This is a genomic window from Mucilaginibacter sp. P5_A6 (assembly GCF_056400585.1).
Window position 1 is genome coordinate 23,760 of record NZ_JBFUKZ010000033.1, and the last position, 25,616, is coordinate 49,375.

At 41.3% G+C, this 25,616-nt stretch carries 24 protein-coding genes; 16 read left to right on the plus strand and 8 right to left on the minus strand.

Features of this window, described 5'->3' with window-relative positions:
• Nucleotides 1-49 precede the first annotated feature (49 nt).
• The 5 genes from AC1DO4_RS25495 (at nt 50) to msrB (ending at nt 5,628) form a co-directional block, all read left to right on the plus strand.
• Nucleotides 50-3,265: a TolB family protein gene (locus AC1DO4_RS25495; RefSeq protein ID WP_477420557.1), complete on the plus strand. Its 3,216-nt coding sequence runs from the start codon at nt 50-52 to the stop codon at nt 3,263-3,265.
• Between the two features lie 113 nt (nt 3,266-3,378).
• Nucleotides 3,379-3,696 (plus strand): DUF6922 domain-containing protein, encoded by a 318-nt coding sequence (locus AC1DO4_RS25500; protein ID WP_477420559.1) that lies wholly within the window; start codon nt 3,379-3,381, stop codon nt 3,694-3,696.
• Nucleotides 3,651-4,289: a nucleotidyl transferase AbiEii/AbiGii toxin family protein gene (locus AC1DO4_RS25505; protein WP_477420561.1), complete on the plus strand. Its 639-nt coding sequence runs from the start codon at nt 3,651-3,653 to the stop codon at nt 4,287-4,289. The genes AC1DO4_RS25500 and AC1DO4_RS25505 overlap by 46 nt, the downstream gene beginning before the upstream one ends.
• Nucleotides 4,290-4,428: 139 nt before the next feature.
• A complete protein-coding gene (locus AC1DO4_RS25510) occupies nt 4,429-5,022 on the plus strand; it encodes a fasciclin domain-containing protein (RefSeq protein ID WP_477420563.1) in 594 nt (197 codons plus the stop codon).
• Nucleotides 5,023-5,151: 129 nt separating this feature from the next.
• Nucleotides 5,152-5,628, plus strand: a complete 477-nt coding sequence (msrB, locus tag AC1DO4_RS25515; protein WP_477420565.1) for a peptide-methionine (R)-S-oxide reductase MsrB — start codon at nt 5,152-5,154, stop codon at nt 5,626-5,628.
• On the opposite strand, the gene AC1DO4_RS25520 is transcribed toward msrB, so the two are convergent.
• A complete protein-coding gene (locus tag AC1DO4_RS25520) occupies nt 5,615-5,971 on the minus strand; it encodes a GIY-YIG nuclease family protein (RefSeq protein WP_477402228.1) in 357 nt (118 codons plus the stop codon). The two genes, msrB and AC1DO4_RS25520, sit on opposite strands and share 14 nt — an antisense overlap.
• 86 nt (nt 5,972-6,057) lie before the next feature.
• On the opposite strand from AC1DO4_RS25520, the gene AC1DO4_RS25525 reads away from it, so the two are divergent.
• From AC1DO4_RS25525 to AC1DO4_RS25545, 5 genes are all read left to right on the plus strand, one after another.
• Nucleotides 6,058-6,834 carry an XRE family transcriptional regulator gene (locus AC1DO4_RS25525; RefSeq protein WP_477402227.1) on the plus strand — a complete coding sequence of 259 codons (777 nt, stop codon included), beginning with the start codon at nt 6,058-6,060 and terminating at the stop codon, nt 6,832-6,834.
• A gap of 76 nt (nt 6,835-6,910) precedes the next feature.
• The gene (locus tag AC1DO4_RS25530; RefSeq protein WP_477420567.1) at nt 6,911-7,288 is read left to right on the plus strand and encodes a hypothetical protein; all 378 of its coding nucleotides are present in this window, start codon (nt 6,911-6,913) and stop codon (nt 7,286-7,288) included.
• A gap of 57 nt (nt 7,289-7,345) precedes the next feature.
• Nucleotides 7,346-8,476, plus strand: coding sequence for an aminotransferase class I/II-fold pyridoxal phosphate-dependent enzyme (locus AC1DO4_RS25535; protein WP_477420569.1), 1,131 nt, complete (start codon nt 7,346-7,348; stop codon nt 8,474-8,476).
• Nucleotides 8,466-9,083 (plus strand): dethiobiotin synthase, encoded by a 618-nt coding sequence (gene bioD, locus AC1DO4_RS25540; RefSeq protein ID WP_477420571.1) that lies wholly within the window; start codon nt 8,466-8,468, stop codon nt 9,081-9,083. Before AC1DO4_RS25535 ends, bioD begins: the two co-directional genes overlap by 11 nt.
• A 66-nt stretch (nt 9,084-9,149) precedes the next feature.
• Nucleotides 9,150-10,073, plus strand: coding sequence for a 3-hydroxyacyl-CoA dehydrogenase family protein (locus AC1DO4_RS25545; protein ID WP_477420573.1), 924 nt, complete (start codon nt 9,150-9,152; stop codon nt 10,071-10,073).
• A 90-nt stretch (nt 10,074-10,163) separates the two neighbouring features.
• On the opposite strand, the gene argS is transcribed toward AC1DO4_RS25545, so the two are convergent.
• From argS to AC1DO4_RS25560, 3 genes are all read right to left on the minus strand, one after another.
• Nucleotides 10,164-11,930, minus strand: a complete 1,767-nt coding sequence (gene argS, locus AC1DO4_RS25550) for an arginine--tRNA ligase (RefSeq protein WP_477420575.1) — start codon at nt 11,928-11,930, stop codon at nt 10,164-10,166.
• A 62-nt stretch (nt 11,931-11,992) separates the two neighbouring features.
• Nucleotides 11,993-12,622 (minus strand): hypothetical protein, encoded by a 630-nt coding sequence (locus AC1DO4_RS25555; protein WP_477420577.1) that lies wholly within the window; start codon nt 12,620-12,622, stop codon nt 11,993-11,995.
• Between the two features lie 62 nt (nt 12,623-12,684).
• Nucleotides 12,685-12,921: a hypothetical protein gene (locus AC1DO4_RS25560; RefSeq protein ID WP_477420579.1), complete on the minus strand. Its 237-nt coding sequence runs from the start codon at nt 12,919-12,921 to the stop codon at nt 12,685-12,687.
• A 111-nt stretch (nt 12,922-13,032) separates the two neighbouring features.
• Here AC1DO4_RS25560 and AC1DO4_RS25565 point away from each other — a divergent pair, with 111 nt between their 5' ends.
• The 3 genes from AC1DO4_RS25565 (at nt 13,033) to AC1DO4_RS25575 (ending at nt 17,111) form a co-directional block, all read left to right on the plus strand.
• The gene (locus tag AC1DO4_RS25565; RefSeq protein WP_477420581.1) at nt 13,033-14,475 is read left to right on the plus strand and encodes an arginine deiminase family protein; all 1,443 of its coding nucleotides are present in this window, start codon (nt 13,033-13,035) and stop codon (nt 14,473-14,475) included.
• 158 nt (nt 14,476-14,633) lie between these two features.
• A complete protein-coding gene (gene ctlX, locus AC1DO4_RS25570) occupies nt 14,634-15,554 on the plus strand; it encodes a citrulline utilization hydrolase CtlX (protein WP_477420583.1) in 921 nt (306 codons plus the stop codon).
• Between the two features lie 162 nt (nt 15,555-15,716).
• Complete coding sequence (locus AC1DO4_RS25575; RefSeq protein ID WP_477420585.1) at nt 15,717-17,111, plus strand: arginine decarboxylase; 1,395 nt, start codon at nt 15,717-15,719, stop codon at nt 17,109-17,111.
• 204 nt (nt 17,112-17,315) lie between these two features.
• Here AC1DO4_RS25575 and AC1DO4_RS25580 read toward each other — a convergent pair whose 3' ends face one another.
• On the minus strand, nt 17,316-17,861 hold the full coding sequence (locus AC1DO4_RS25580) for a hypothetical protein (RefSeq protein ID WP_477420587.1): 546 nt from the start codon (nt 17,859-17,861) through the stop codon (nt 17,316-17,318).
• A 306-nt stretch (nt 17,862-18,167) separates the two neighbouring features.
• On the opposite strand from AC1DO4_RS25580, the gene AC1DO4_RS25585 reads away from it, so the two are divergent.
• Nucleotides 18,168-19,667, plus strand: a complete 1,500-nt coding sequence (locus AC1DO4_RS25585) for a malate:quinone oxidoreductase (protein WP_477420589.1) — start codon at nt 18,168-18,170, stop codon at nt 19,665-19,667.
• 107 nt (nt 19,668-19,774) lie between these two features.
• Here AC1DO4_RS25585 and AC1DO4_RS25590 read toward each other — a convergent pair whose 3' ends face one another.
• The 3 genes from AC1DO4_RS25590 to AC1DO4_RS25600 form a co-directional block, all read right to left on the minus strand.
• On the minus strand, nt 19,775-20,179 hold the full coding sequence (locus AC1DO4_RS25590) for a PIN domain-containing protein (protein WP_477420591.1): 405 nt from the start codon (nt 20,177-20,179) through the stop codon (nt 19,775-19,777).
• On the minus strand, nt 20,172-20,411 hold the full coding sequence (locus AC1DO4_RS25595; protein WP_477420593.1) for a hypothetical protein: 240 nt from the start codon (nt 20,409-20,411) through the stop codon (nt 20,172-20,174). The genes AC1DO4_RS25590 and AC1DO4_RS25595 overlap by 8 nt, the downstream gene beginning before the upstream one ends.
• Before the next feature lie 330 nt (nt 20,412-20,741).
• Nucleotides 20,742-23,345 (minus strand): M1 family metallopeptidase, encoded by a 2,604-nt coding sequence (locus AC1DO4_RS25600; protein WP_477420595.1) that lies wholly within the window; start codon nt 23,343-23,345, stop codon nt 20,742-20,744.
• A 271-nt stretch (nt 23,346-23,616) separates the two neighbouring features.
• On the opposite strand from AC1DO4_RS25600, the gene AC1DO4_RS25605 reads away from it, so the two are divergent.
• Nucleotides 23,617-24,567, plus strand: a complete 951-nt coding sequence (locus AC1DO4_RS25605; protein ID WP_477420597.1) for a glycosyltransferase family 2 protein — start codon at nt 23,617-23,619, stop codon at nt 24,565-24,567.
• 89 nt (nt 24,568-24,656) lie between these two features.
• Nucleotides 24,657-25,616: glycosyltransferase family 2 protein (locus AC1DO4_RS25610; protein ID WP_477420599.1), on the plus strand; the 960-nt coding region annotated here is incomplete at its 3' end.

Sequence of the window (25,616 nt, forward strand, 5' to 3'; positions counted from 1 at the left end):
ATAGCCTGCAATTAATATTTAAATTAGCCGTAATCTATTTAGTTAAATTATGAATAAAACCTACTCATTTTTAAATACAGCTAAAAAGTTCACCTTAATATTTATATGCCTGTTTAGTTTGCTGCTTATCAGTAACAGTGCAAAGGCGCAATATTTCGGTCAAAATAAAGTAAGGTATAAAAACCTCAAATTTAAAGTTTATAAAACCCCGCATTTCGAAATCTACTATTATATCAAAAATGATAGCATGATCAAACGTTTTGCCCAGGAAAGCGAATTGTGGTACACCCTGCATCAGCAGGTTTTTAAGGATACGTTTAAAACTGCCAACCCTATAATTTTATATGCAAATCATCCCGATTTTCAGCAAACCACAGCTATTGATGGCGAAATTGGCGTAGGTACCGGTGGTATTACAGAAGGACTAAAAAACCGCGTGGTGATGCCAATGATGGAAACCAACCAAATGACCCGTCATGTTATCGGGCACGAATTGGTTCACGCGTTTCAATACCATGCCTTGTTGGGAAGAGAAAATGAAACCTTTGAAAACATCAACAATATCCCCCTATGGATGATTGAGGGTATGGCGGAATACCTGTCGTTAGGTAAAAAAGATTCATACACGGCCATGTGGATGCGTGATGCCTACCTGAACCATGATATCCCTTCGGTACGCGACCTAACGGAAAGCAACAAGTATTTTCCTTATCGTTATGGCGAGGCATTCTGGTCGTTTTTAGGGTCCACCTATGGCGATACCGTTATTGTACCTTTCTTTAAAAACACAGCACGATACGGCTTGGCTTATGGTATCAGGCGCACTTTTGGATATGACGATAAAACGCTTTCCCGTCTCTGGAAAAACTCGATAGAAACAACATATAAGCCCTTTTTAAAAGATACCACACAAAAACCCGTAGGAATTAAACTGGTAGACAAAGAAAATGGCGGCGACCTGGTGGTTGCTCCCGCCGTAAGCCCCGATGGTAAATATGTGGCTTTTTTATCAGCCAAAAGCTTATTTAGCATTGATCTTTACCTTGCCGACGCCAAAACAGGTAAGATTTTACGAAAGCTCACGAGCAAGGTATCAAACACACATATAGACGAATTTAACTTTATCGAATCGGCAGGCGCCTGGTCTCCGGATGGTAAGCGGTTTGCATTTAGCGTATTTAGCAAAGGCCGTAACCGGATGGAGGTAATTGATGTAAGCAGCGGGCGTACGCTTGATGATGTATCAATGGAAAAGGCTGAACAGTTTAGCAACCTTTCCTGGTCGCCAAATGGTAAGGATATGGTGTTTACAGGCTTGTCTGAAGGGCAGAGCGACCTGTACTCCTATAATTTCGATACCAAAAAAATCACCCAGCTCACCAATGATAAATACACCGATTACCAGCCTGCTTATTCCAGGGACGGTAAAAAAGTCATTTTCGCGAGTGACAGATCAACTTACGATCAATCATTAGAGCAGGCTATCACTTTTAACCTGGCCGAACTTGACCTTGCCAGCGGAAAAGTAACTGATCTTAAAATATTTAACGGAGCTAATAATTTAAACCCCCAGTATTCTGCCGATGGCACCCAGATCTATTTCCTGTCAAACAGGGATGGTTTCCGTAACATGTATCGTTACACGATCAGCAGTGGCCAGGTTGAACAAATGACTAACCTGTTCACCGGCATCTGCGGCATCACAGAATTCTCGCCTGCGTTAAGTATATCCGCTAATGATGATGTGGTTTACTCCTATTACCGTGCCCAAAAATATGCGCTGTATAACGCTAAAGCTTCCGAATTTAAACCGGTTATTTTACAGGCACAGGCGGTTGATTTTAGCGCAGCCATGCTGCCGCCGCCACAAGCTGTAGGTGTCGACCTGATCAATTCAAACCTAAACAATTTCCTGGCTTATAAGAAAATCCCTGCCGACTCGGTAAGGGAGATCCCCTATCGCCCTAAGTTTAAGCTTGATTATTTGGCAGGAAGCGGCGTTGGGGTTGGTGTAAGTAGTTTTTATGGCACAAGCCTGTCCAGCGGCATCCAGGGCGTATTCAGCGATATATTGGGTCGTAACCAGATTTTTGCCGCAGCATCCGTAAACGGCCAGATCTATGATTCAGGAGCGGCTGTAACGTATGTAAATCAAACAGGACGCTGGAACCTGGGCACAGGGATTTCTCACATCCCTTACTTGTTCGGTTTGCAAACCCAAACTTTCCCTACGCAAAATGTAGGTGGTAAAAACGTTACGGTACTATCACAAAATACCGATATCATCCGCAATTTTGAGGATGCGGCCAAGGTTTTCACCTCCTATCCTATTAACAAAACAACCCGTTTTGAAGTAAGTGCCGGCGCTTCATATAACTCCTATCGCGTTGATCGCTATAGCGATACTTATAAAATAGATACAATTACGGATGCACAAAGCAACAAGTCACTACAGTATACCTATATCAACTCTGATAAAAAGAAGGTACCAAACAGTGAAGAGAGCGCCTTGTTAAATTATAATTTAAAGTCATATTCGCTTTTCCAGTTATCAACCGCATTGGTAGGCGATAATTCCTTTTTTGGAGTGACAGCGCCTTTAAATGGTTTCAGGTACAGGCTCGAGGCGGGGTATAATTTTGGCACCTACCGTTTCTTTTCACCAACTATCGATCTAAGGAAATATGTACGGGTAGAACCGGTAACATTTGCAGCCCGCTTTTTTGGATATGGCCGCTTTGGCGATTCAAACGGTATATACCCGCTATTTATAGGTTATCCGTTTTACATACGGGGGTACGAGGGGCAAACATTTTACAGTAACAATAAAAAGGCTACCAACGGATTTAATATCGATCAGTTATCGGGAAGCAGGATGGCTGTATTTAATTTCGAGACACGATTGCCATTTACCGGACCAGAAAAGCTGGCCCAGATTAAGTCAAAATTCCTGTTTACCGATCTGAACTTGTTTTTTGATGCAGGTTTAGCCTGGAATGCAGGCGATCATATTTATTTCCGGAAAAACCCACCTATATTAGGTCAAACCCCGGTGCTTGATGAAAACGGTAACCAAACAGTTGACGGCAGCGGCAACCCGGTATTTAATACAACTTATGGCCGCGTACCTGCTTTAAGCGCGGGTATATCGTTAAGGATAAACGTATTTGGAGCATTTGTATTGGAGCCATACCTGGCTGTTCCGTTTAACCGTACCGATGTAGCCAAACCTGTATTTGGGTTAGGCTTTACGCCGGGATGGTAAACAATTTGCAGAAATCCATTGGTAAACCCTGATTTTATAAATTGTCTTTAACCTTGATATTGAGTATTTTTGCATAACAGCTTAATTGTGGAATAGCTTAAAAAAGCAAAAAAATGTATTTTGACGACTTTAAAAAGTTTCCGGGAGCAACACTGAATCCAAAGTTATTATGGGAATATAACATGGCGGATTTTGATTACCAGGATATGCGCAACGTAGTAATACAAAGAGTGATTGAGCGGGGATGGCCAAATGACTGGTATTTCATATTAAACCTATATGGGGTTGATGGTGTCAAATCAGCAATTAAAAGCCTGGCTTATCTCAATGATAAAGACATGAACTTTGTAAGCCATCAGTTCGGCATTCCCTTAACTTCAATGAAATGCTACGAAAAGAAACAGTTAGTGACACAACACTGGAACTCTTAAAGACTTTAATGCAGGATGATCTCCTGAAAGATTTTTTTCTTGTTGGCGGTACAGCACTTGCTTTACAGATCGGTCATCGTATCAGTATTGATCTTGATTTATTTACTACTGATTCCTTTGACGATAACGCCGTACTTTCGGAGCTTGAAAACAAGTATAATTTTCAGTTGGACTATCAATCAGGAAATACACTAAAAGGGGAAATTAAAGGTGTAAAAGTTGACCTGATTGCACATAAATATCCTTTGGTAAAACCATTGGTATTTATTAGTGAGATACGCATGGCTGCTCCTGCTGATATAGCCGCCATGAAACTCAATGCGATTGTTGGCAACGGAACAAGACTGAAAGATTTTATAGACATTGCTTATCTTGCTTCAACACTTACGCTATCAGATATGATAAATGCTTATGAAGAAAAGTATGCGTCCAGGAACCCGGCTATGGTGATTAAGGCGTTAGACTACCACATTGATATCAATTTTAAAGAAAATATAGAAATGCTTAAAAGTGATTATAACTGGAAAAATATCAAAAAGCGCTTAAGCCAAATGACACTGAATCCGGGGAAATTATTTAATGAACAACCCTGATGATAATAGAAATTAAGAGGGCTATTAAAAATATAATGCATCCACTACATTTTATTCAAATAAATGTAGCCTCAACCTCTTATTTAAAACCTAAATCAATAAAAACAGTTAACTGTTATGAACCTATAATCAATTTGGTATGAAAAAATTAATATTGCTTATTGTTACGCTGTTATTTGGATCAATGCTGTTTGCGCAAGGCCCTATAGCTTCCATAAATCCAAGGGCTATAGGTCCGCTTAAAATTATTGCCGGTGATGACATGCTGCCGGCCAATGATATTGTTAAAAATATCGCCTTGTCCAAAGATCTGTCCACGTTTTACGATTTGATGAGTAAAGCCAGCCTGCAAAGTACGCTTCAAAGCCGGGGGCCTATTACCATATTTGTACCCGTTAATAGTGCTTTTCTGAATTTACCTGATGGCAAGGTCGACTCGCTGATGCAGCCTGCACACGTTTGGGAGCTTACCAGTATCATTAGCTATCATGCTATTCCCGGGCGATTAAAAGCAAAAGATATTGCAAAGGAGATAACCAAAAATAAGGGAACAGCTACATTCACCACCCTTGCCGGCGGTAAACTGACCGCTAAAATTGATGCTAACCGTAATATTGTTTTAGTTGATGAGAATGGCGGTGAAAGTATCATTAACCGTTTTGATATTGAACAAAACAACGGCATGCTTCATGTAATAAATAAAGTATTATTACCCAAAGCCAGGGTTATATAATTGGACCCGCGGATGACAATCCACCCGAAATATTATTTCGTATTTTAAGTATAATAGATTGTAAGGATAAGCTAAGTTTTACGACTAATCCATATAATTCAAACAACAAAACTTAAAATGAATAAGGGAATGAGAAAATTAATTTTTGCAATAGCTATAGTAAGTATTATAACAGCTTTTGGCTGCCAAAACAGCAATGGGCAGGCAAAACGTAAACTGAGCAAACCAGCGGCGGAGTGGAAAAAAACGCTTACGCCAAACCAATATTATATTATGGTTGAGAGTGGCACCGAGCCACCTTATAAAAACGATTACTGGAACAACCACGAAAAGGGCGTTTATGTAAGCGCTGCCACAGGCGAAGTATTATTCAGCTCTGAGGATAAATTTGATAGCGGTACAGGGTGGCCAAGCTTCGTAAAAGCCGTGGACCCCAAAAAAGTTGCCGTAGTTACCGATAACAGTTACGGCATGAGCCGGGACGAGGTTATCGAAAAAAGTACAGGCTTGCACCTTGGTCACGTATTTGACGACGGCCCTGCCAACCGTGGCGGCAAAAGATATTGCATGAACTCGGGCGCTTTAAAATTTATTAAAAAGCAATAGTTCTCCTGTTAGCATTTACCGATGGGCGTAATTGTGGCCTTACACGAACCCCGCTCTCGAACTTTAAACCAATGGTCAGATCTACCCAGTCGGGGTTAACAGGTCTGATCATTTTTTCTTTTTGAGGCCTTGTAAAAGTACTTACTGTTTTAAAGCGCTCCATGGCCTGCTCCTCGGTATTTATTTCTTCAAAATACACTAAGCGATTAAGCTGCTGTGCGCTGTCAAAAAACAAAGTTGGCATATCGCTGTAAAACTGCAGTGTTTTTACCAGGTCAGAGCATAAGCCTACATGTAGATTTTTCCTGTTTCTGTCGGTGATGATATATACAAAACGTTTCATTTTTTGATAAAAATTTTGGTGAATGAATAAATATTACTAACTTTATGAGCATAAAATTACTAATAAATTTAGCAAATGCAAATTTTATGTCAATAATTTCACAAAATATTAAGTTCCTTCGCAAAAAGAAGGGAATTACCCAACAGCAATTCGCTGACGAAATGGGTATAAAACGTTCATTAGTAGGTGCTTACGAAGAAGAACGTGCAGAGCCAAAATACGAGTTACTAAAAGCATTAGCAATATACTTTGACATTAGCATTGATGATTTTATTAACGAAACTATCAACGAAAAATGGGCTCCAAAGCCTAAAGGCAACCCTGCTAACCTGCGCGTACTGAGTATTTCTGTTGATAAAGAGGATAACGAAAATATTGAAATGGTACCGCTTAAAGCCAGCGCCGGCTATTTAAACGGTTATGCCGATCCGGAATATGTTGCCAAACTGCCCAAGTTTTATTTGCCCATGTTTAAACAGGGTACTTACCGGGCGTTTGAAATAAAAGGCGATTCGATGCTGCCTATTATATCCGGTGACATTATTATAGCCGAATACCTGGAGAATTGGGCAGATGTTAAACCAGGCGAAACCTACGTGGTAATATCAAAAGACGACGGTGTTGTATACAAGCGTATTGGTAACAAATTTAAAGACCATAAAAAATTAAAGCTGATATCAGATAACCCGGTTTACGAACCTTACGAAATAAACGGCGAGGACGTATTGGAGATATGGAAGGCAAAAGGCTATATATCAACCCAGTTACCGCAGCCAACACCCGAGCCTACCATGGAAAGCCTGACCAATATGATGGCCCAGATGCAGCGCTCGATATCAAACTTACAGCAAAGCAACAATTAAGTTACATCAGCTTTTTTAAACCTTTACGATATATCTTTATCATACAATTAAAACGTAAATTAAATTTAAAAGAGCTATGAAAAAATTTCTGTTGATGTGCTGTTTCCTGATGGGGATTGCAGCAGTAAGCCATGCACAAGGTGGCGGCATGAGAAAGAGCCCCGAAGACAGGGCTAAAGATCTGCAAACACAATTAAAGTTAACTGACGATCAAACCACAAAGGTAACGGCTGTTTATAAAGAGCAGGCAACTAAAATGGATAGTGTAAGAACTGCCGCCAATGGCGACAGGGAAGCCATGAGAAGCGCCATGATGCCAATGAGAAAAGCTACCAACGATAAAATTAAAGCCATTTTAACACCCGAACAGGCTACTGCCTTTGATAAAGTTCAAAAAGATATGATGGACAGGATGAGACAGGGCGGCGGCGGCGGAGGCGGCTCCCAAAATTAATCTGACAAAAGAAGCGGCGATGAGCCGCTTTTTTTATTTTTACACAAAAAACATACATTGACTTTAGCCAGCAAATACCTTCAAAACAAACTCGATGAACGGCGATCATCAGGTATATACCGAACACTAAAGCCCGAAAATAGCCTTATTGATTTTTGCTCGAATGATTATTTAGGTTTTGCCCGGTCGGTAGTTTTAAAAGAACGGATTGAAGCAGAAGTAAAAAAATACCCCTTAAGTTTAAACGGATCCACAGGCTCAAGGCTGCTCTCGGGTAACCTTCAATATGCCGAAAGTCTTGAACAGGAAATAGCAACATTTCATGGCTATAACGCGGGTTTACTATTCAACTCCGGCTACGATGCCAACCTCGGCCTGCTGTCGTCCCTGGCACAACGCGGCGATACCATTATTCTTGACGATTTGATACATGCCTCTGCCATTGACGGAGCGCGCTTAAGCTATGCCAACCGGTATAGTTTMAGGCATAACGACACCGGGAGCCTGGAGGCCAAATTAAAGCTATCTAAAGGCAACTGTTATGTGATTGTGGAGAGTATTTATTCTATGAACGGCGATTCATCACCCTTAAAGGAGATCCTTGATATTACAGAAAAATACAATGCCCAGTTAATTGTTGACGAAGCACATGCAGTTGGCTTATATAAAAAAGGTTTGGTGAATGCGCTGGGTTTGCAAAACAGGGTATTTGCCTCGGTAGTCACCTTTGGTAAAGCCTTGGGCTGCCACGGAGCCATTGTTTTAGGAAGTAACCTAATCAGGGAATACCTTGTTAATTTCGCCAGGCCATTTATTTATAGCACCGCCCCTTCCTTCCATAATTTAGCATCGATAAAAATGGCTTATCAGCTGTTAAATTCTGCAGATGAGGAGATCCTCAGCCTAAAAAAAAATATCACCGTATTTAAAAAGCACATTGAACAATCAGAAGCTGCCCCCCTGCTTCAAAGTGATAGTGCCATTCAATGTATTATTTTAAAAAACAATGATAATGCACGTAAAATGGCGGACACTTTACAATCGGCCGGTTTAGACGTAAGGCCTATCTTGAGCCCTACAGTAGCCGCCGGAACCGAGCGAATAAGGATATGCCTGCATAGCTTTAATACATTAAATGAATTAAATTTGCTTACCAATACTATAAACAATTTTATTAATGTCCGTTAAACAACCTATATTTATTACCGGCATTGGCACCGGGATAGGTAAAACCATTGTATCGGCAGTTATAACCGAGAAACTAATGGCAGACTACTGGAAGCCCATTCAATCGGGCGATCTGGACAACAGCGACACTTTAAAAGTTAAAAGCCTTATATCTAATAAAACTACCAGGTTTCATCCAGAAGCTTACCGTTTAACCCAGCCATTTTCGCCCCATAAATCGGCAGCGATAGATAAAATTACTATCGATATCCAAAACATCATTTTACCCGAAACCGATAACCAATTGGTAATAGAAGGAGCCGGCGGGTTAATGGTTCCGCTCAATAATAATTTTTTAATGATCGACCTTATCAGGCAGCTCAATGCCAGGGTGATTGTAGTATCGCAAAACTATCTTGGTAGTATCAACCATACCTTGCTGTCATTACATGCCCTTAAGGTGTATAACATCCCGGTTATGGGTATAGTATTTAACGGCGCGAAGGATATTTATTCAAAAAGTTATATCCTTAATTACTCCGGCCTTACCGAGCTTGGGCAGATACCGGTGTATGATCCCATCAATAAAAAATCGATCATTAAAGCAACGGCGCTTATCAATTTTTAACCCTGATTTATACTTGGCAAAGCAAATAATTTAGCCCAACTTAGCATTTATATAACCCGGTAAACGATGAAAAATATAACTGTTATTGGCTCCGGAACAATGGGTAACGGCATTGCCCACGTTTTTGCGCAACATGGTTTCGAGGTATCATTGGTTGATATTAACGCTCCTGCATTAGATAAAGCGATACAAACCATAACCAATAACCTCGATCGTCAATTAAAAAAAGGCAGCATTAACGAACAGGACAAAGCGAATACTTTAAGCAGGATAAAAACTTATACCGACATAAGAGAAGGAGCAGCCACCGCCAACCTGGTTATTGAAGCTGCAACCGAAAACCGCGAAATAAAACTTAAGCTATTTAAGCAACTCAGCGATATTTGTGCCGATGAGGCGATCCTGGCCTCCAACACATCATCTATATCCATAACCGAAATTGCCGCCGTAACCAAAAATCCCGGCAATGTAATAGGTATGCATTTTATGAACCCTGTGCCGGTTATGAAACTGGTAGAGGTGATAAGGGGATATGCCACAACCGATGAGGTTACACAAATCATTATGCAATTGGCCAAAACACTGGATAAAGACTCGGTTGAGGTAAACGATTACCCTGGTTTTGTGGCCAACCGTATACTAATGCCTATGATTAACGAGGCTATTTATACCCTGTACGAGGGTGTAGCCGGTGTAGAAGAAATTGATACCGTAATGAAATTAGGCATGGCCCACCCGATGGGTCCGCTGCAATTGGCCGATTTTATTGGACTGGATGTTTGCCTGGCTATATTAAAAGTTTTGTACGATGGTTTCGGCAACCAAAAGTACGCCCCCTGCCCTTTGCTGGTAAACATGGTTATGGCCGGCCACCGGGGAATAAAAAGCGGCAGCGGCTTTTACAAGTACACAGCAGGCAGCAAAGAGTTGGTGGTAGCAAACAAGTTCACCAAATCTAAGCCCCCCGGCCCCCTGAAGGGGGAGTTTTAAAGGAGAATCAACTTACACAACAAAGCGCGAGTCGAAAAAATCGGACTTCATTATTAGCTAATGTTCCCCCTTCAGGGGGTTAGGGGGCTTTTACATACGTTCCGGCACATCAATACCAAGCAGCGCCATCGCTTTGCTGATCACTTTGGCTGATGATGCTGATAGCTGCAAACGGAACTGCTTCAATACTTCATCCTCGGCCTGCAATATTGATTTTTCGTGGTAGAATTTATTGTACGCTTTGGCCAGCTCATAAACATAATTGGCAATAACTGCCGGGCTATAACCATTTGCTGCTTCTTTTATTACAGTTGGAAATTGGCTTAGCAAAACAATCAGATCGCGTTCAACGCCAGACAATTCTGTTATTTCGATATTTTTATTGGGCTGATATTCGGCCCTGCTTAGTACCGACTTAATGCGTGCATGAGTGTACTGGATGAATGGCCCTGTATGCCCCTGGAAATCTACCGATTCATTAGGATCAAACAGCAACCTCTTTTTAGGGTCAACCTTCAACAGGAAATATTTAAGCGCCCCCATGCCAATAGTATGGTATAAAGCAAGCTTAACCTCTTCTGTAAAAGCGTCAACCTTACCCATGGCCTCGGTTTGCTCTTTTGCAGTAGTTTCCATTTCTGCCATCAGGTCATCGGCATCCACTACCGTTCCCTCACGCGATTTCATTTTACCCGATGGAAGATCAACCATTCCGTATGATAAATGGAACAAGCCGCCTGCACCGGCTTTGCCTAACTTATTCAGGATCAAAAACAATACTTTAAAATGATAATCCTGCTCGTTACCAACCACGTAGATGGATCTATCTATGTGAAAGTCGTTGTACTTTAATTGAGCAGTACCCAAATCTTGGGTAATATAAACCGATGTACCATCAGAACGTAGAACCAGTTTCTCGTCCAGCCCGTCAGCAGTAAGGTCGATCCAGACAGAACCATCCGGTTTTTTAAAGAAAACCTCTTTTTGCAGACCTTCCTCAATAATATCCTTACCTAATAAATAGGTATTTGATTCGTAATAGTATTTATCAAAATCAACACCAAGTTGTTTATACGTTTCAGTAAATCCTGCATAAACCCATTCGTTCATGGTTTTCCACAGGTTTATTACTTCGGCATCGCCTGCTTCCCACTTCTGGAGCATTTGCTGTGCTTCTTTTATAAACGGCGCGTTCTTCTTTGCTTCTTCCTCAGTTTGGCCTTCGGCTTTTAGCTCCTCTATCTGGGTTTTATAAGCTTTATCGAACAACACATAATACTTACCCACCAAATGATCACCTTTTAAACCAGATGACTCCGGCGTTTCGCCATTGCCGAACTTTTGCCAGGCCAGCATCGATTTACAGATGTGGATGCCCCTATCATTCACCAGGTTTACTTTAACAACATCGTAACCGGCTGCAGCTAATATTTGCGCCACAGAGAAACCTAAAAGGTTATTGCGGATATGACCCAAATGCAGTGGTTTATTGGTATTAGGCGATGAATACTCCACCATTACCTTTTGTCCGTTTGGTTTTGCTAACGCGAAATCATCCGGCAAAATCTTATTATAAAGCTGGTCTATCCAATACTCGTCGCTTATGGAAATATTAAGAAAACCTTTAATTACATTAAAAGCAGATACTTCCTTCAATTCATTTTTAAGATACTCTCCTATTTCGGCGCCGGTTTGCTCGGGTCCTTTACGCGAGAATTTGGTGAACGGAAAAGTAACTATGGTGATTTGCCCCTCAAATTCTTTACGGGTTTCTTGTAAGCCTATAGCTGCCGGCGCCACATCTGTTTGGTACAGATGTTTAATCGCTTTAACGGCCGCATCAATAATAAAATCCATGCGGCAAAATTAATTAAATTGAGGATACTGGCTGTAATAAATTTAAGTGGAGTATAAAGACCTTATAAAGCAGCAAGCTTTTTTTTCTTCCACTTAACAAAACCCAACAAATCTTCAAGTTCAATTAACCCGAAATCTTCAGGCTTGCCAGGCGGCATCCCTTCAATTTCTATATAATCAACATCTAACGCAAATACTTTTTCGCCCAAGACAGTATCAAGCACTTTATACACAGCGGCCTTCAACCACTTACTATTGTTAACCAACTGGTAGTTGGGCAGGCAAATCCTTAGCCCTATTGATTTTGGCTCCTTGTTATTATTAAGCGGCAAAAACCACATTTCAGATGGTTTGAGCTCCACATCTTCAAAAATGCTGGTATATTCTAAATCCCGAGGTGGCATAAATGCAGTAAATGACCAGCCTGGGATTTCAGGGGCGGCACTAATTAACTCTTCTACCTTGTCGAAGTAATCGGCTTTTCCCTCTGCTGTAATAACCAGTTCCTGGGCTTCGCCATGCTCCCCTCCTATATCAAAGTATAATTGGTCGCAATATAGATGTAAAACCTCCAACATCGCGTCAAGTAAAAGATCCTTTTCATCCTCATCAATATTGGGTGCATTTAAAGCTGCTAACTGCTTGCTATTGTCTTTAAACCAATTCCAAAAGCTCGATATTTCTTGTGACATATTTTTGTTTTAGGTCTGATAAACCCGACTATAATTAGTAAAGACTTAATCGTTACTTTTTCTTATTTCCATCTTCTTCTTTTCCTGAATTCAGCATATTGTTCATCGGTCATCACCGGTCCGTTTAAAAGTAGTTTTTGAAAATCAGTTAGCTCGCCTGGCATATGTTTTTCAGCGTTTGGGGTTGGTTTAATGAGAGGCTTTCTTAACTCCTCCCTCAAAATCGCACGCTGGTCTTCAGATAATTCCCGAACGGCAATTAATATTCCCGCAAACGTCAGCTCTGATTTTGTTTCCATATTCAATTATAATCAATATTTCTTTTTATATAAACCCAAGTATCAATTTTAACTACCCACTATCTTTTCTAAGTTAATTTCTGATAGATTTGTGTTTGATTATCCTCGTTTATGACACTTACAAATCAAGATTTTAAAATAGATGTAACATCCGAAATTGGCACCCTCCGTACCCTGCTTATCCATAGCCCCGATAGCGGTTTGGGGAAAGTTGTGCCTTCAAAAGCACAGGACTGGCTGTTTGAAGATATTGTACACCTGGATACCATGCGCCGCAACGAGTACGATTATTACGTAAAGCTATTACTCTATTTTTTAGATCCGGGTAAGATAAAGGGTAAACTACAACAGGTTGAAAACGATTACGACCGCCTGTTTTTTAAACCCGACAATGAAAACTTCCACGCATCAAGCAAAGTCATCGAAATACAGGCCCTGCTGGCCGATATTTTACAGCAGCCGGATATCCGCAAAAAACTGGTGGCATCGGTTTGCGCCATCGAGAGCTGCAACTACCGCCTGCAACAACAACTGATAGATACCGACCCTGTAGAGCTGGCCAAAATATTCATATCTGGATCATTAATTAACGAAGAGATGATCTTCGCTCCTATTCCAAACCTTATTTTTTCACGGGATTTGGGTATAGCGGTAAACAATTTCATGTTGCTGAACAAGCCGGCCAAAAAAGCCCGCTTCCGCGAAACCTTATTGATGCGGTACATATTTTTTAATCACCCGCTGTTTGCTGATTATCAGAATAATATTTTAGAGATCCCGGAAACGGCCCAGCATTTTTTACGCCCGGGAGAAGATAGCCAGGGCAAAACTACTTTAGAGGGCGGGGATGTGATGATGGTTAGTCCGCAGCATTTGTTAATAGGCTGCAGCGAGCGCACCTCCATCAGCGGGGCCAATGAAGCCATTAAGTTGTTGTTTGACAATGATGTGGTAAAAAAGGTAACTATTGTAAAAATTCCGCATAAGCGCGATTATATGCACATTGATACCGTGTTTACTCAGGTTAAGCGCAATACCTGGGTGTTGCTGCGTTCCCTGGCCGTTGCCGAGGCGCCTTTGGAAGAACAAGAGCCTATGTCATGGTTCGCCGATAAAAAATCAAAGGAAAAGCCAGAGATAGTACAGTTCAGGAAAGGTAAAAAACCAAAAACAATTGCCTGCCTTGAAGACCTGCTATCAGACATCAGCGAAAAAGACCTGCAAAGCAGCGGAAAAACACAGTTTATCTATTCGGGTAATAACACCTTCCCTTTTGATGCCCGCGAACAATGGACTGACTCCTGCAACCTGCTTGCATTAAAAGAAGGCGTAGTTTTAGGCTATGACCGTAACGACAAAACCGTTGAAGCCTTTAAACAAAGCGGCTTTGAGGTAATACGGGTGAACGACCTGCTCCAAAAATTTGAATCCGGAGAGCTTGATCCACAAACTTTAACCGATACATTAATTTTAATGCCATCGGCAGAACTTTCAAGGGCTCGCGGTGGTTTCCATTGTATGAGTATGCCATTGTTAAGGGATAAGGTTGTCTGAACCTGAATTAAACGAATTTATGAATGACCGGAATTTTAGCTGCATTTGAATTCTGGAAATTCCTTAATTCGTTTAACGGCAGAGACCTCTTGAACACCAATAAAGAACAAATACCTGTGAGAAATTCCGGTTCAGACAAAATAAATGACTAAAAAAAAATGAATCAATCTACCAGCAACATATTAATGATTCGCCCGGTAAACTTCGGGTTTAATGAAGAAACTGCCGAAAGCAATACATTTCAGAAACGTAACACCGATCAGCAGGCTGTACAGGATAAAGCTCTTGCCGAATTTGATCACTTTGTAAAAACACTGGAACATAACGGCGTAAGTGTTACCGTAGTGAACGATACGCCGCAGCCTTATACTCCCGATTCTATTTTCCCTAACAACTGGATATCATTCCATAATGATGGCACCGTTTTCCTGTACCCCATGCAGGCCGAAAACCGAAGACTGGAACGACGGGAAGATATTATAGCCACCCTTGAAGACAAATTTAAAGTTGCCCATGTAATAGATCTTAGTCGTTTTGAGGCAGATCACCGGTTTTTGGAGGGCACCGGCAGTATGGTGCTGGATAGGCAAAATAAAATCGCTTACGCCTGCCTGTCGCCACGTACAGACAAGGATGTATTGAACTATTTTTGTGCGCAAAGCGGCTATACAGCCATTAGCTTTGAAGCAGCAGATGAGCGTGGCAAAGCCATTTACCACACCAATGTTTTAATGTGCGTGGGCAGCAAATTCGCGGTTATTTGTGCCGATAGTATTCCAAACCCGCATGAACGTATTACGGTTTTAGAATCACTCAAATCATCTCAAAAAGAAGTAGTCTCTATCAGCTTTGAACAAATGAACCAGTTTGCGGGTAATATGCTGGAAGTGAAAAACAATAAAGGTGAAACGCTGATCGTAATGTCGAAAAACGCTTTTGATGCATTGGATGAGGATCAAAAATCTACACTGGAAAAATATGGCAGGTTGGTTTATGCTGATATCAACACTATTGAAACCAATGGAGGCGGCAGTGCCAGGTGTATGATGGCAGAGGTGCATTTGCCATTAAGTTCTTAATCGATGTTTATAGATTATAGCGAATTTCCATCTCACCTACCATGGTTTATGAATCCTGATCTATAGCGTACAAACAAATTACATTCAGACTATAAATTTTATCCCAACAAATAGCGGTTTATTCCGTTTAAAAATCACATTTTTGCCCCAAATTTTTTAAGGATGCAGAGTTACCAGGAATTTCTTGATTTAAGCGTAGGTTTCCCACAGGATGGTTTTGAGATCATCGAAGATGAGCTATACTTTCAGGACCTTAATTTGATGGAGATGATTGAAACGTACGGTACCCCCCTGCGCTTCACTTATCTGCCCATGATATCTAAAAAGATACAGCAGGCAAAGCTGCTATTTCAGCAGGCTATTATTAAAAATAATTACCGCGGCAGCTATAAATACTGTTATTGCACCAAAAGCTCGCATTTTAAACATATTGTTGAAGAGGCCCTTAAAAACGAGATCCACCTGGAAACATCATCAGCTTTTGATATGCCGATGATTGATGCTCTTGAAAAAAAGGGATCCGTGAACAAGGATGTAACGGTAATTTGCAATGGCTTTAAAACCTTCCAGTACAAAACCTATATTATTGATATGCTGCATGATGGCTTTAAAAACATCATCCCGGTATTGGATAATAAGGAAGAGTTTAACCTTTATGATGATGAAATTGAGATGGACACCCCTTGTAACCTGGGCATCCGTATAGCTGCTGAAGAGCAGCCCGACTCTCAATTTTACACTTCGCGTTTGGGTGTACGTATGGAGGATGTGATCGATTTTTATCATAATAAAATAGAGGACAACCCCAACTTCCAGGTGAAGCTGTTGCACTTCTTTATCAATTCCGGTATCTCTGATACGCCATACTACTGGAACGAGCTGGAAAAATATGTAACGCTTTATTGTAAATTCAAAAAAGTAAACCCGGCACTTGATACGCTTGATATTGGCGGCGGGATGCCGTTTAAAGATTCATTGGTTTTCGATTTTGATTATGAGTACATGATCAACGAAATTGTGAGCCGGATTAAAGAGATCTGTGCAGAGCACGATACCATGGAACCGGATATCATTACTGAGTTTGGTAAGTATACAGTTGCAGAAGCTTCGGGCATCCTGTATAAAGTATTGGGCCGTAAACAACAAAACGACCGTGAGCGCTGGCTGATGCTTGATGGATCATTCATCACCAACCTGCCCGATGTTTGGGCTTTGAACCAAAAATACATCCTGTTGCCGGTTAACAACTGGGACAGCGAATATGAGCGCGTGAACCTTGGCGGCATTACTTGCGATGGCCAGGATTATTACAACCAGGAAGCGCACATGAACAGCGTATTTATGCCTAAAACCCGTAAGGTACAATACCTGGGCTTTTTTAACACGGGCGCTTACCAGGAAGTATTAAGCGGCTACGGCGGCATACACCACTGCCTGCTGCCATCACCTAAGCATGTGATCATCCGCCGCAACCGCGATGAAACATTCAATTTCGAGGTTTTCGGCGAGGAACAGAACAGCAAGCAGGTGTTGAAGATTCTGGGTTATACAACTTAGGTTGTTGCGGTTGGCGGGTTGCCCGTTGCCGGTGAAAATTATAGAATTATAGCGATGGGTTTGTACTCATCGCTTTTTTATTGCTTTATTTCGTCTTAACCGGGAATAAACAGATTCATCGGATATTTTGGATTGAGTTTCAGATCAGAACATCAAAAAACCATCTGCACATCTGTAATCTGCATATTTGCACATTTAATAATCTCACTTGCCCGAAGCCACACCCCAGTAACAGCTGTTGCGGATTTGTTTCAACAATTCGGGGGTAATGCTTGATACTGCATGCTCCGGTTTGTTTTGGTTGTTGATTACGTACATAGTACCATCAGTATTAYTGTACACGTATGAAACAAGCATTTTGTCTTCACCTTCTTCTATTCTCTTTACATCAATCCGTATAGCATTAGTACTGTTACTGGTATCGGGCTTTAAAGTTGGATCTGACGCTTTTACCCAATTAACGGTATAATTTATATCCCGTGACGATAAACTGCCTGTATTATCTTTAAAGCTTTTACTTTCCTGTATTACCAGTAACAGGCATTTTACGCAGGGATCCGGAACAGTTGCTGTACCATAGTTTTTTTGCGGATTATTGAACACGCTATCTTTTTTCCCCGCTACCTGTACTGCAGTTTTTGAAATATCTTTTGACACAGGCTGAGGTTTAGTTTTAGGCTGACCACAGGCGGTTATAATTGAGCCCGCTATCAACATAAAAAACCAGGCATTTAACTTAGTTCGACTCATAATTGGTTTTACAATGGTAGATTAATTTATATACAACCTTTCGGCCATTTTGTGTTAATTAATCATAAATATAGCCGTAGTAATTTGTACAAAAACCTGTCTGTTTAAATTTAAACACGGTTTATTGCAATTTTCGGACAGTTTAAAGCCTGTTTTCTCTAAAAAATCCTTAAAATTGTCCGATTTAATTTCCCCCTGCCGTAAATAAATCCGACAGGAGATTGTTAACATAACAATTTGGCAAAAATCAGGTTATAAACTGGTGTATTTAATTTCAAAATACCTGTTACAAGGTATCATAATAAGATGACTAATAGCGAAAAAGTTTCGGGCACAACGGTTGATGTAGTTTTAATAGGCGCGGGCATTATGAGCGCCACACTGGGAGTAATGCTTAAAGAACTGCAACCAGATTTAACCATCGAAATTTTTGAACGCCTGGATGTCATCGCAGCAGAAAGTTCGGCCCCGATGAATAATGCAGGTACCGGGCACTCCGCCTTCTGCGAGCTGAATTATACGCCCGAACTTCCTGATGGCACCGTAGAAATTAAAAAAGCTATCAAAATTGCCGAGCAATTTGAGATCACCAAAGAATTCTGGACTTACCTCATCGATAAAAAATATATCGCATCGCCACAAAGCTTCATTCGTAAAGTACCGCACATGAGCTTTGTTTGGGGGCGCGATAATGTAAATTATCTTAAAAAACGCCAGCAAGCCCTTGTTAAACATCACTTTTTTAAGGGGATGGAATACTCTGAGGATAAAGCGCAGATAAAAAAATGGATTCCGTTGGTAATGGATGGGCGCGATGAGCACGAAGAGGTATCTGCTACTTTTATGGATATTGGTACCGACGTAAACTTTGGTAGCTTAACCAGCGGCTTAATAAATAACCTTAAACAAAAACCTGGCGTAAGTCTGCATCTAAACCACGATGTAAGCAACCTGAAACGCAATAAAGATAGTAGCTGGCTGGTTACGGTAAAAGATAAAACCAGCGGCCAAAAAAGAAAGCTGAACGCCAAATTTGTATTTGTTGGTGCGGGTGGCGGCGCTTTGCCCCTGTTACAAAAATCGGGCATCCAGGAGAGCAAGGGTTTTGGCGGTTTCCCGGTGAGCGGGCAATGGCTGGTTTGCAATAATCCTGATGTGATTAAACGTCATGAGGCCAAGGTTTATGGCAAGGCATCGGTAGGTTCGCCGCCAATGTCGGTACCGCACCTGGATACACGGATGATAGATGGCAAACGCGAATTGCTTTTCGGTCCGTATGCAGGTTTCTCTACCCGTTTTTTAAAGAAAGGTTCGTTACTTGATCTGTTCTGCACTATTAAACTAAACAATATACTCCCATTGCTTGCCGTAGGGCGCGATAACTGGCCTTTAACCAAATACCTAATCAGCCAGGTAATGCAATCGCCTACCGACAGGCTTAAAGCCCTGCAGGAATACCTGCCAACCGCCAAAGCCGAAGACTGGACGTTGGACATAGCCGGCCAGCGCGTACAGGTAATTAAAAAAGACGCCAAACATACCGGCGTACTGGAATTTGGTACCGAAGTAGTAACATCGGCAGATGGCAGCATTTCCGCATTGTTGGGCGCGTCACCGGGCGCGTCAACATCTGTACCTATTATGGTACACTTGATTGAGCGTTGCTTTAAAAGCCACGTTAAATCCGCCGAATGGCAGGAAAAGCTGAAGCTGATGATCCCATCGTACGGGCAATCATTATCAAACGATGAAGCTTTGAGCGTTGCCACGCGTAAGCGGACAAGTAAGGTTTTAGGCCTGGATTAAACCAATATTAATGACATTAAAAAGCGGGAGTTAGTTTAATTACTACCTCCCGCTTTTCAGTAACAGCGCTTAGGAAATCGCTTATTTCAATTTAACCCTGTTTTCGATTATAGAAATGGGTTGATAATTCTTAATTTATTTTCAATCAATAAATCGTGTTGCATATCTTCTGAGTATAGAATTGAACAATCGCTAATTAAAGCTGAAGCTACTATTACCCCATCAAACATTTGAAATTGATATTTTTCTACCAAATGAATAGCAGTATTAAAGACGGATAATTTAAATACAGCAAGATCACAAAATGGCAGCCATCCCATTAACGAATCAAGACATTCCTGCTTGGTCATCTTTAATCGCCTATGGCATACATTCAAATATTCACTTACTACTTGTGATGAGATAAGCGGCCCATCCGAAACTAATTCACTTGCAATTAACCTTTTATCAGACACCGGATTAATCTCGTGTAGGTAGATTAATATATTGGTATCAATAGCAATTTTACTCATAATTATTCGCCTCGTCTCTGTCAAATTTATAACCCGACAGATCTACACGGTACTTACTAAGGGCTTTATCAATTGCTTCTATTTTTTTTGACCTTTCAATATCCTGGAACTCTTTCGGAGGACTAATTTGATCTATTTCAAAGGCAATAACTTCGATTGTTTTTCCAACCAGGTCATCAGGCAACTCAAGAGTCAAACTATTCTTTGTAGATTTTAGTATTGTCCGTATCATAATATCAAATTTACTAAAAAATCAAATCATTATACTAAGAGGCTGTTTAAAATTAAATAAGCATGCCATCATTGCACAAAGCAATCCCAGACTATGCAGATCGGATTTGCAAAGCTACGCTCTAAAGCGGAAACTGCTTCGTGCCTACCTATAACAAGTCGTAGAATCCCAGACTTACGCAGTTTTAAAAACTTCGCAAGTCTTTCGCCGATTTGTCACTCCCCCTTCAGATTCCCCAGATTTTAGCCCTCAGCATGGATACGATAAAAGCCATTCTTATTTCAGAAAACAGCACCAGCACCCCAAAACGTACAAATATTAATGAAATAATTACTGAAATGACACAGCCGGCATATTACTATTCACGGCGGTTTCTTTAACCTTAAAATCGGCAGGGTGGCCCAGTACAACTGTTTTTATAATAAATGGCACCTTCACTCCTCCGTTTATACCTTCGTAATCGCCCCATTCAACAATTGAATTTACCGGGCCATCCACCACCTGCTTAACTTTCAACCCGGTTTTTTGATCATAAAAATTTCTGATCGTGGTGCCATCAGCTATATTTATGTCAATTTCATAAGCCATCTCATTATTTACAACCTTAAGGGTTGAATCAAGTACCATAGCATTGCCGTTATTTTGATAATCAAGTTCGGGGAATGGTTTACTTTTTTCTTTTACCAGTTTTTTGGCTACATCATCTAAAGGAACATCACGGTTTACCTGCTTCACGCTTATGTTATTATCATTCACCAAAATATGACTAAGCACCAGGTTACTGTATGATGGTACGGTGATTTGCTGAAAAAACATTCCCGGTGTGCGATATCTTGTAACCATTTGCACCTCAGAACCCTGTACACTTGCCGTTGATGATATTTGCAGGTCCTTTATATTTTTCAGTTTATCAGCACCGCCAATAGCATCAAGGTAGTTTTTTATAACACTGGCCGCCGTTACTCCTTTTGGTACAGGTAAACCGCTAAATGAATTATTTTCGGTATTTACATCGGGCAGCTTATGATCAGGATCAATGGTTGCAACAATTATCTTCGAAGTTGATTTATAAGGGAATGTCCATACTCCGCCCCGTTGCCATATTTCGGCAGGCAGCTTTACAATACCTGTTTTACCGTTTTCTTCTTTTATACTGATGGTAACCGGCAAGGCCATTTCTTCCAGGTTCTCAATGGTGATAAAAGCTCCTTTAGAGGCATCCCCATCAGGATAATTAATGGCGCTTATACCCTGGTCAAGCTTCCAGGTGGTAAAAAACCACTCGTTCCAAAACCAGCTCAGGTCTTCGCCTGCGGCATTATCCATGGTATGGAAAAAATCCCATGGTGTTGGATGCTTAAAAGCCCAGCGTTTAATATAGGTGCGGAAAGCATAATCAAATCGCTGTTCGCCCAGGATCTGTTCGCGCAAAATGGTTAAACCCAAAGCCGGTTTTTCATAGGCCGCCACACCTAAAAAATTCTCCTGTAAAACATCGGGGATATTCATAATGGGTTCTGCATCGGCGCTAAACAAACCAGAAGCTGCTTTTTGCTGATCTGTTGCGTCATAATATTCGCCTTTATTAAAAACACGGGTATCCACGTTATTTAAAAAGGTATTAAAACCTTCGTCCATCCAGGCATATTTACGCTCATTTGAGCCTACTATCATCGGGAACCAGTTGTGCCCAAACTCGTGGTTGGTAACTTCCCATAAACTACCTGCTTTATTCTCCGATCCGCAGAAAACAATTCCAGGGTATTCCATGCCGCCAACAGTACCGGCAACATTTGTTGCCACGGGATAAGTATACCCAAACCATTGGTTTGAATATAGTTCAATGGCCGCCTTTACATATTCTGTTGAACGGCTCCAGGCATCATGCCCTTTTGCCTCTGCAGGGTATACAGATTGTGCCAGCGCCTTTTTACCGCCGGGCAGGTTAATACGGGCTGCGTCCCATATAAATGCTTTTGAAGCTGCCCAGGCTATATCACGGGCGTTTTTGCAAGCAAAATGCCAGGTTAACAGTGGCTTTTTTGTATGATCGTTACCACGCAAAATATCGGCCTCATCCCTAATCATTACCGTTTTATCGCTATTGCGGGCAGCAGCAAGCCGGGTAATGGTTGATGGCGAATAAACCTCCGACGGATTAAGCAACTCGCCCGATCCTGTTATTACTAAACCGGCCGGCGCGGTAATGGTATAATCAAAATTGCCGTACTCCAGGTAAAACTCGCCTGCGCCAAGGTATGGTAAAGTATTCCATCCGCTTACGTCGTCATAAACCTCCATACGCGGGTACCATTGCGCCAACTGGTATATCCACCCATTTTTGGTTTGCAGGCGGCCCATGCGGTCGGTACCATATTGTGGAATCTCAAAACCATATTCTATTTTTATCTGCAGCTTGCCACCGGTAGCTTTAAGTGAATCTTTGAGTTTAATTTGCAGGCGCGTATCTGTCACCAGGTAATCAGCTTTTTCGGTTTTGCCGTTTTTGATAATATAGATAGCCTTTATTTCATCACCCCGGGTGTAGCTTTTGTTAGCAAAGCGGCCACCGTTAAGACCACTCGCAGCTTCTGCCCTTGAATCCGCCCGGTAAATATTTTGATCGTCCTGCAGCCATAAAAATGTCAATGCATCCGGACTGTTATTAGTATAGGTAATAACAGCAGTACCATCAATACGATGCTTTGCCGTATCTAACGTAACATTGATTCTATAATCGGCCCGGTTTTGCCAGTATTTTGAACCAGGCGCACCGCCTGCGTTCCTGAATTCGTTACCTTTTTCGGGATAAAATAAAGGGCTAAACACTTTATGCTGGTCGTACTTTACACCCTGCTGATCGCCGTTTTGCGCATAGCTTAATACCGCATAAGTACACAAAAGCACAAGCAGAATTGCTTTATTAAATTTCATAGGGGTTTTATTTATAGTGAAGGGCAAGTTATAAAAATATTTTCAAGTGCTTTTAACGTAATAGATGAGTTACATAGTATAAAAGCCCCGCATAAATCCTCTCCTTTGGAGTGGATTTATGATTTGCAAGATTTAACAGTTATAAAGCCCTCTCCTTTGGAGAGGGTTAGGGTGAGGCAAAAATCATTATACAAACCATTACCTATTTTTTATATTTTTGCGGATGATTGCGGGCAAACTTTATTTCAGCCCAACATTGCATCCCGACTAAATGGATATATCAGTTGTAGTACCGCTTTATGACGAAATAGAATCATTGCCCGAGCTTACCTCATGGATAAGCCGCGTGATGGATGATAACCGTTTTACTTACGAGATCATATTGATTGATGACGGCAGTAAGGATGGTTCCTGGGAAATGATCAGGAAATTAAGTTTCAACAATCCCTTCATAAAAGGAATAAAATTCAGGCGTAATTATGGCAAATCGGCTGCTTTAAATAAGGGTTTTGAAGCTACCAGGGGCAATGTGGTGATCACCATGGATGCCGACCTGCAGGACAGCCCCGACGAGATTCCGGAGCTTTATCGCCGTATTGTTGAAGAAAAATACGACCTGATATCGGGCTGGAAAGCTAAACGTTACGATCCGCTAAGCAAAACCATACCAACCCGGTTGTTTAACGCCGCTACCCGTAAAATGAGCGGAATTGATAACCTGCATGATTTTAACTGCGGTTTAAAAGCTTATCGCAGTGTGGTTGTTAAAAATATTGAAGTGTATGGCGAAATGCACCGGTATATACCGGTATTGGCCAAATGGGCAGGTTTTACCAAAATTGGCGAGCAGGTGGTTGAACACCGGGCCCGCAAATATGGCAAAACAAAATTTGGCATGAGCCGCTTTGTTAACGGTTTTCTTGATCTGCTCTCTATATTTTTTGTAGGCAAGTTTGGCAAGCGCCCAATGCACTTTTTTGGCACCATGGGAACACTAAGCTTCTTTACCGGGCTTGTGATAGCTATTTGGATGATAAGTGATAAACTTTACCTGATAGCTCACGGCGAAAAGTATAGGGATGTAACCGACAGCCCAATGTTTTACATTGCGCTTGTAGCCATCATTTTAGGCTCCCAACTATTTTTAACCGGCTTTGTTGCCGAACTGGTTTCCCGTAATTCAAGCGAACGCAATCATTACCAGGTAGAGGAAGTTATTTAAACAGATATGAGACGTGAGATATGAGACAAAAAAATAAGCAGTCTTGATCTCAAATCTCACATCTCATATCTCATATCTAAAAAAAAGGCATGTTTTTTTCCATCATCATTCCATTATATAACCGCCCGCAGGAGATTAAAGAACTGCTGGATACCCTTGTACTGCAAACGTACCGGAATTTTGAGGTTTTGGTGATAGAAGATGGCTCTGTTAACGATGCCGAAGTTATTGTAAACAGCTTTGTCGATAAACTTGATGTTCGCTACTTTAAAAAAGCCAACGAGGGTCAGGGCTTTACCCGCAACTTTGGCTTTGAACGGGCCAAAGGTGATTACTTTGTTATATTCGATTCGGATTGTTTAATCCCGGCTGATTACCTGCAGATAGTGAACAATTCTTTAGCCTCAAATTATTTAGATGCTTACGGTGGCCCGGATGGCGCGCATGCTTCATTTACACCAACGCAAAAAGCCATCAGCTACTCCATGACCTCCCCTTTTACTACCGGCGGCATACGCGGTAATAAAAACGGCATCGGCCAGTTTCACCCGCGCAGCTTTAATATGGGGGTATCAAGACAGGTATGGGAAAAGGCCGGTGGTTTTATCATAACACGCCTTGGCGAGGATATTGAATACAGCATCCGCATCCATTCTATGGGTTTCAGGATCGGGTTGATACCTGAGGCTATCGTTTTCCATAAAAGGCGAACCAATTTTATCCAGTTTTTTAAACAACTGCATTTTTTTGGAAGAGCGCGGATCAACATTTATAAATTTTTCCCAAAAGAATTAAAGGCTGTACATTTTTTCCCGGCAGCTTTTACGCTTTTCATTATTTTTACGTTAATTTTTAACCTGCTCGGCTGGCAAATAGCCGGGTTGGGGAACTTTATACTGGCCGTTATTATTTTGTTAATATTTTTTCACGCTTGGTGGAAAAACAAATCAGCAAAAATTGCATTTTTGAGCATTATTGCGGCCTTCACTCAACTTACAGCCTACGGGATAGGATTTATGCAGGATTTTTGGAAGCGGGTAATTTTAAAC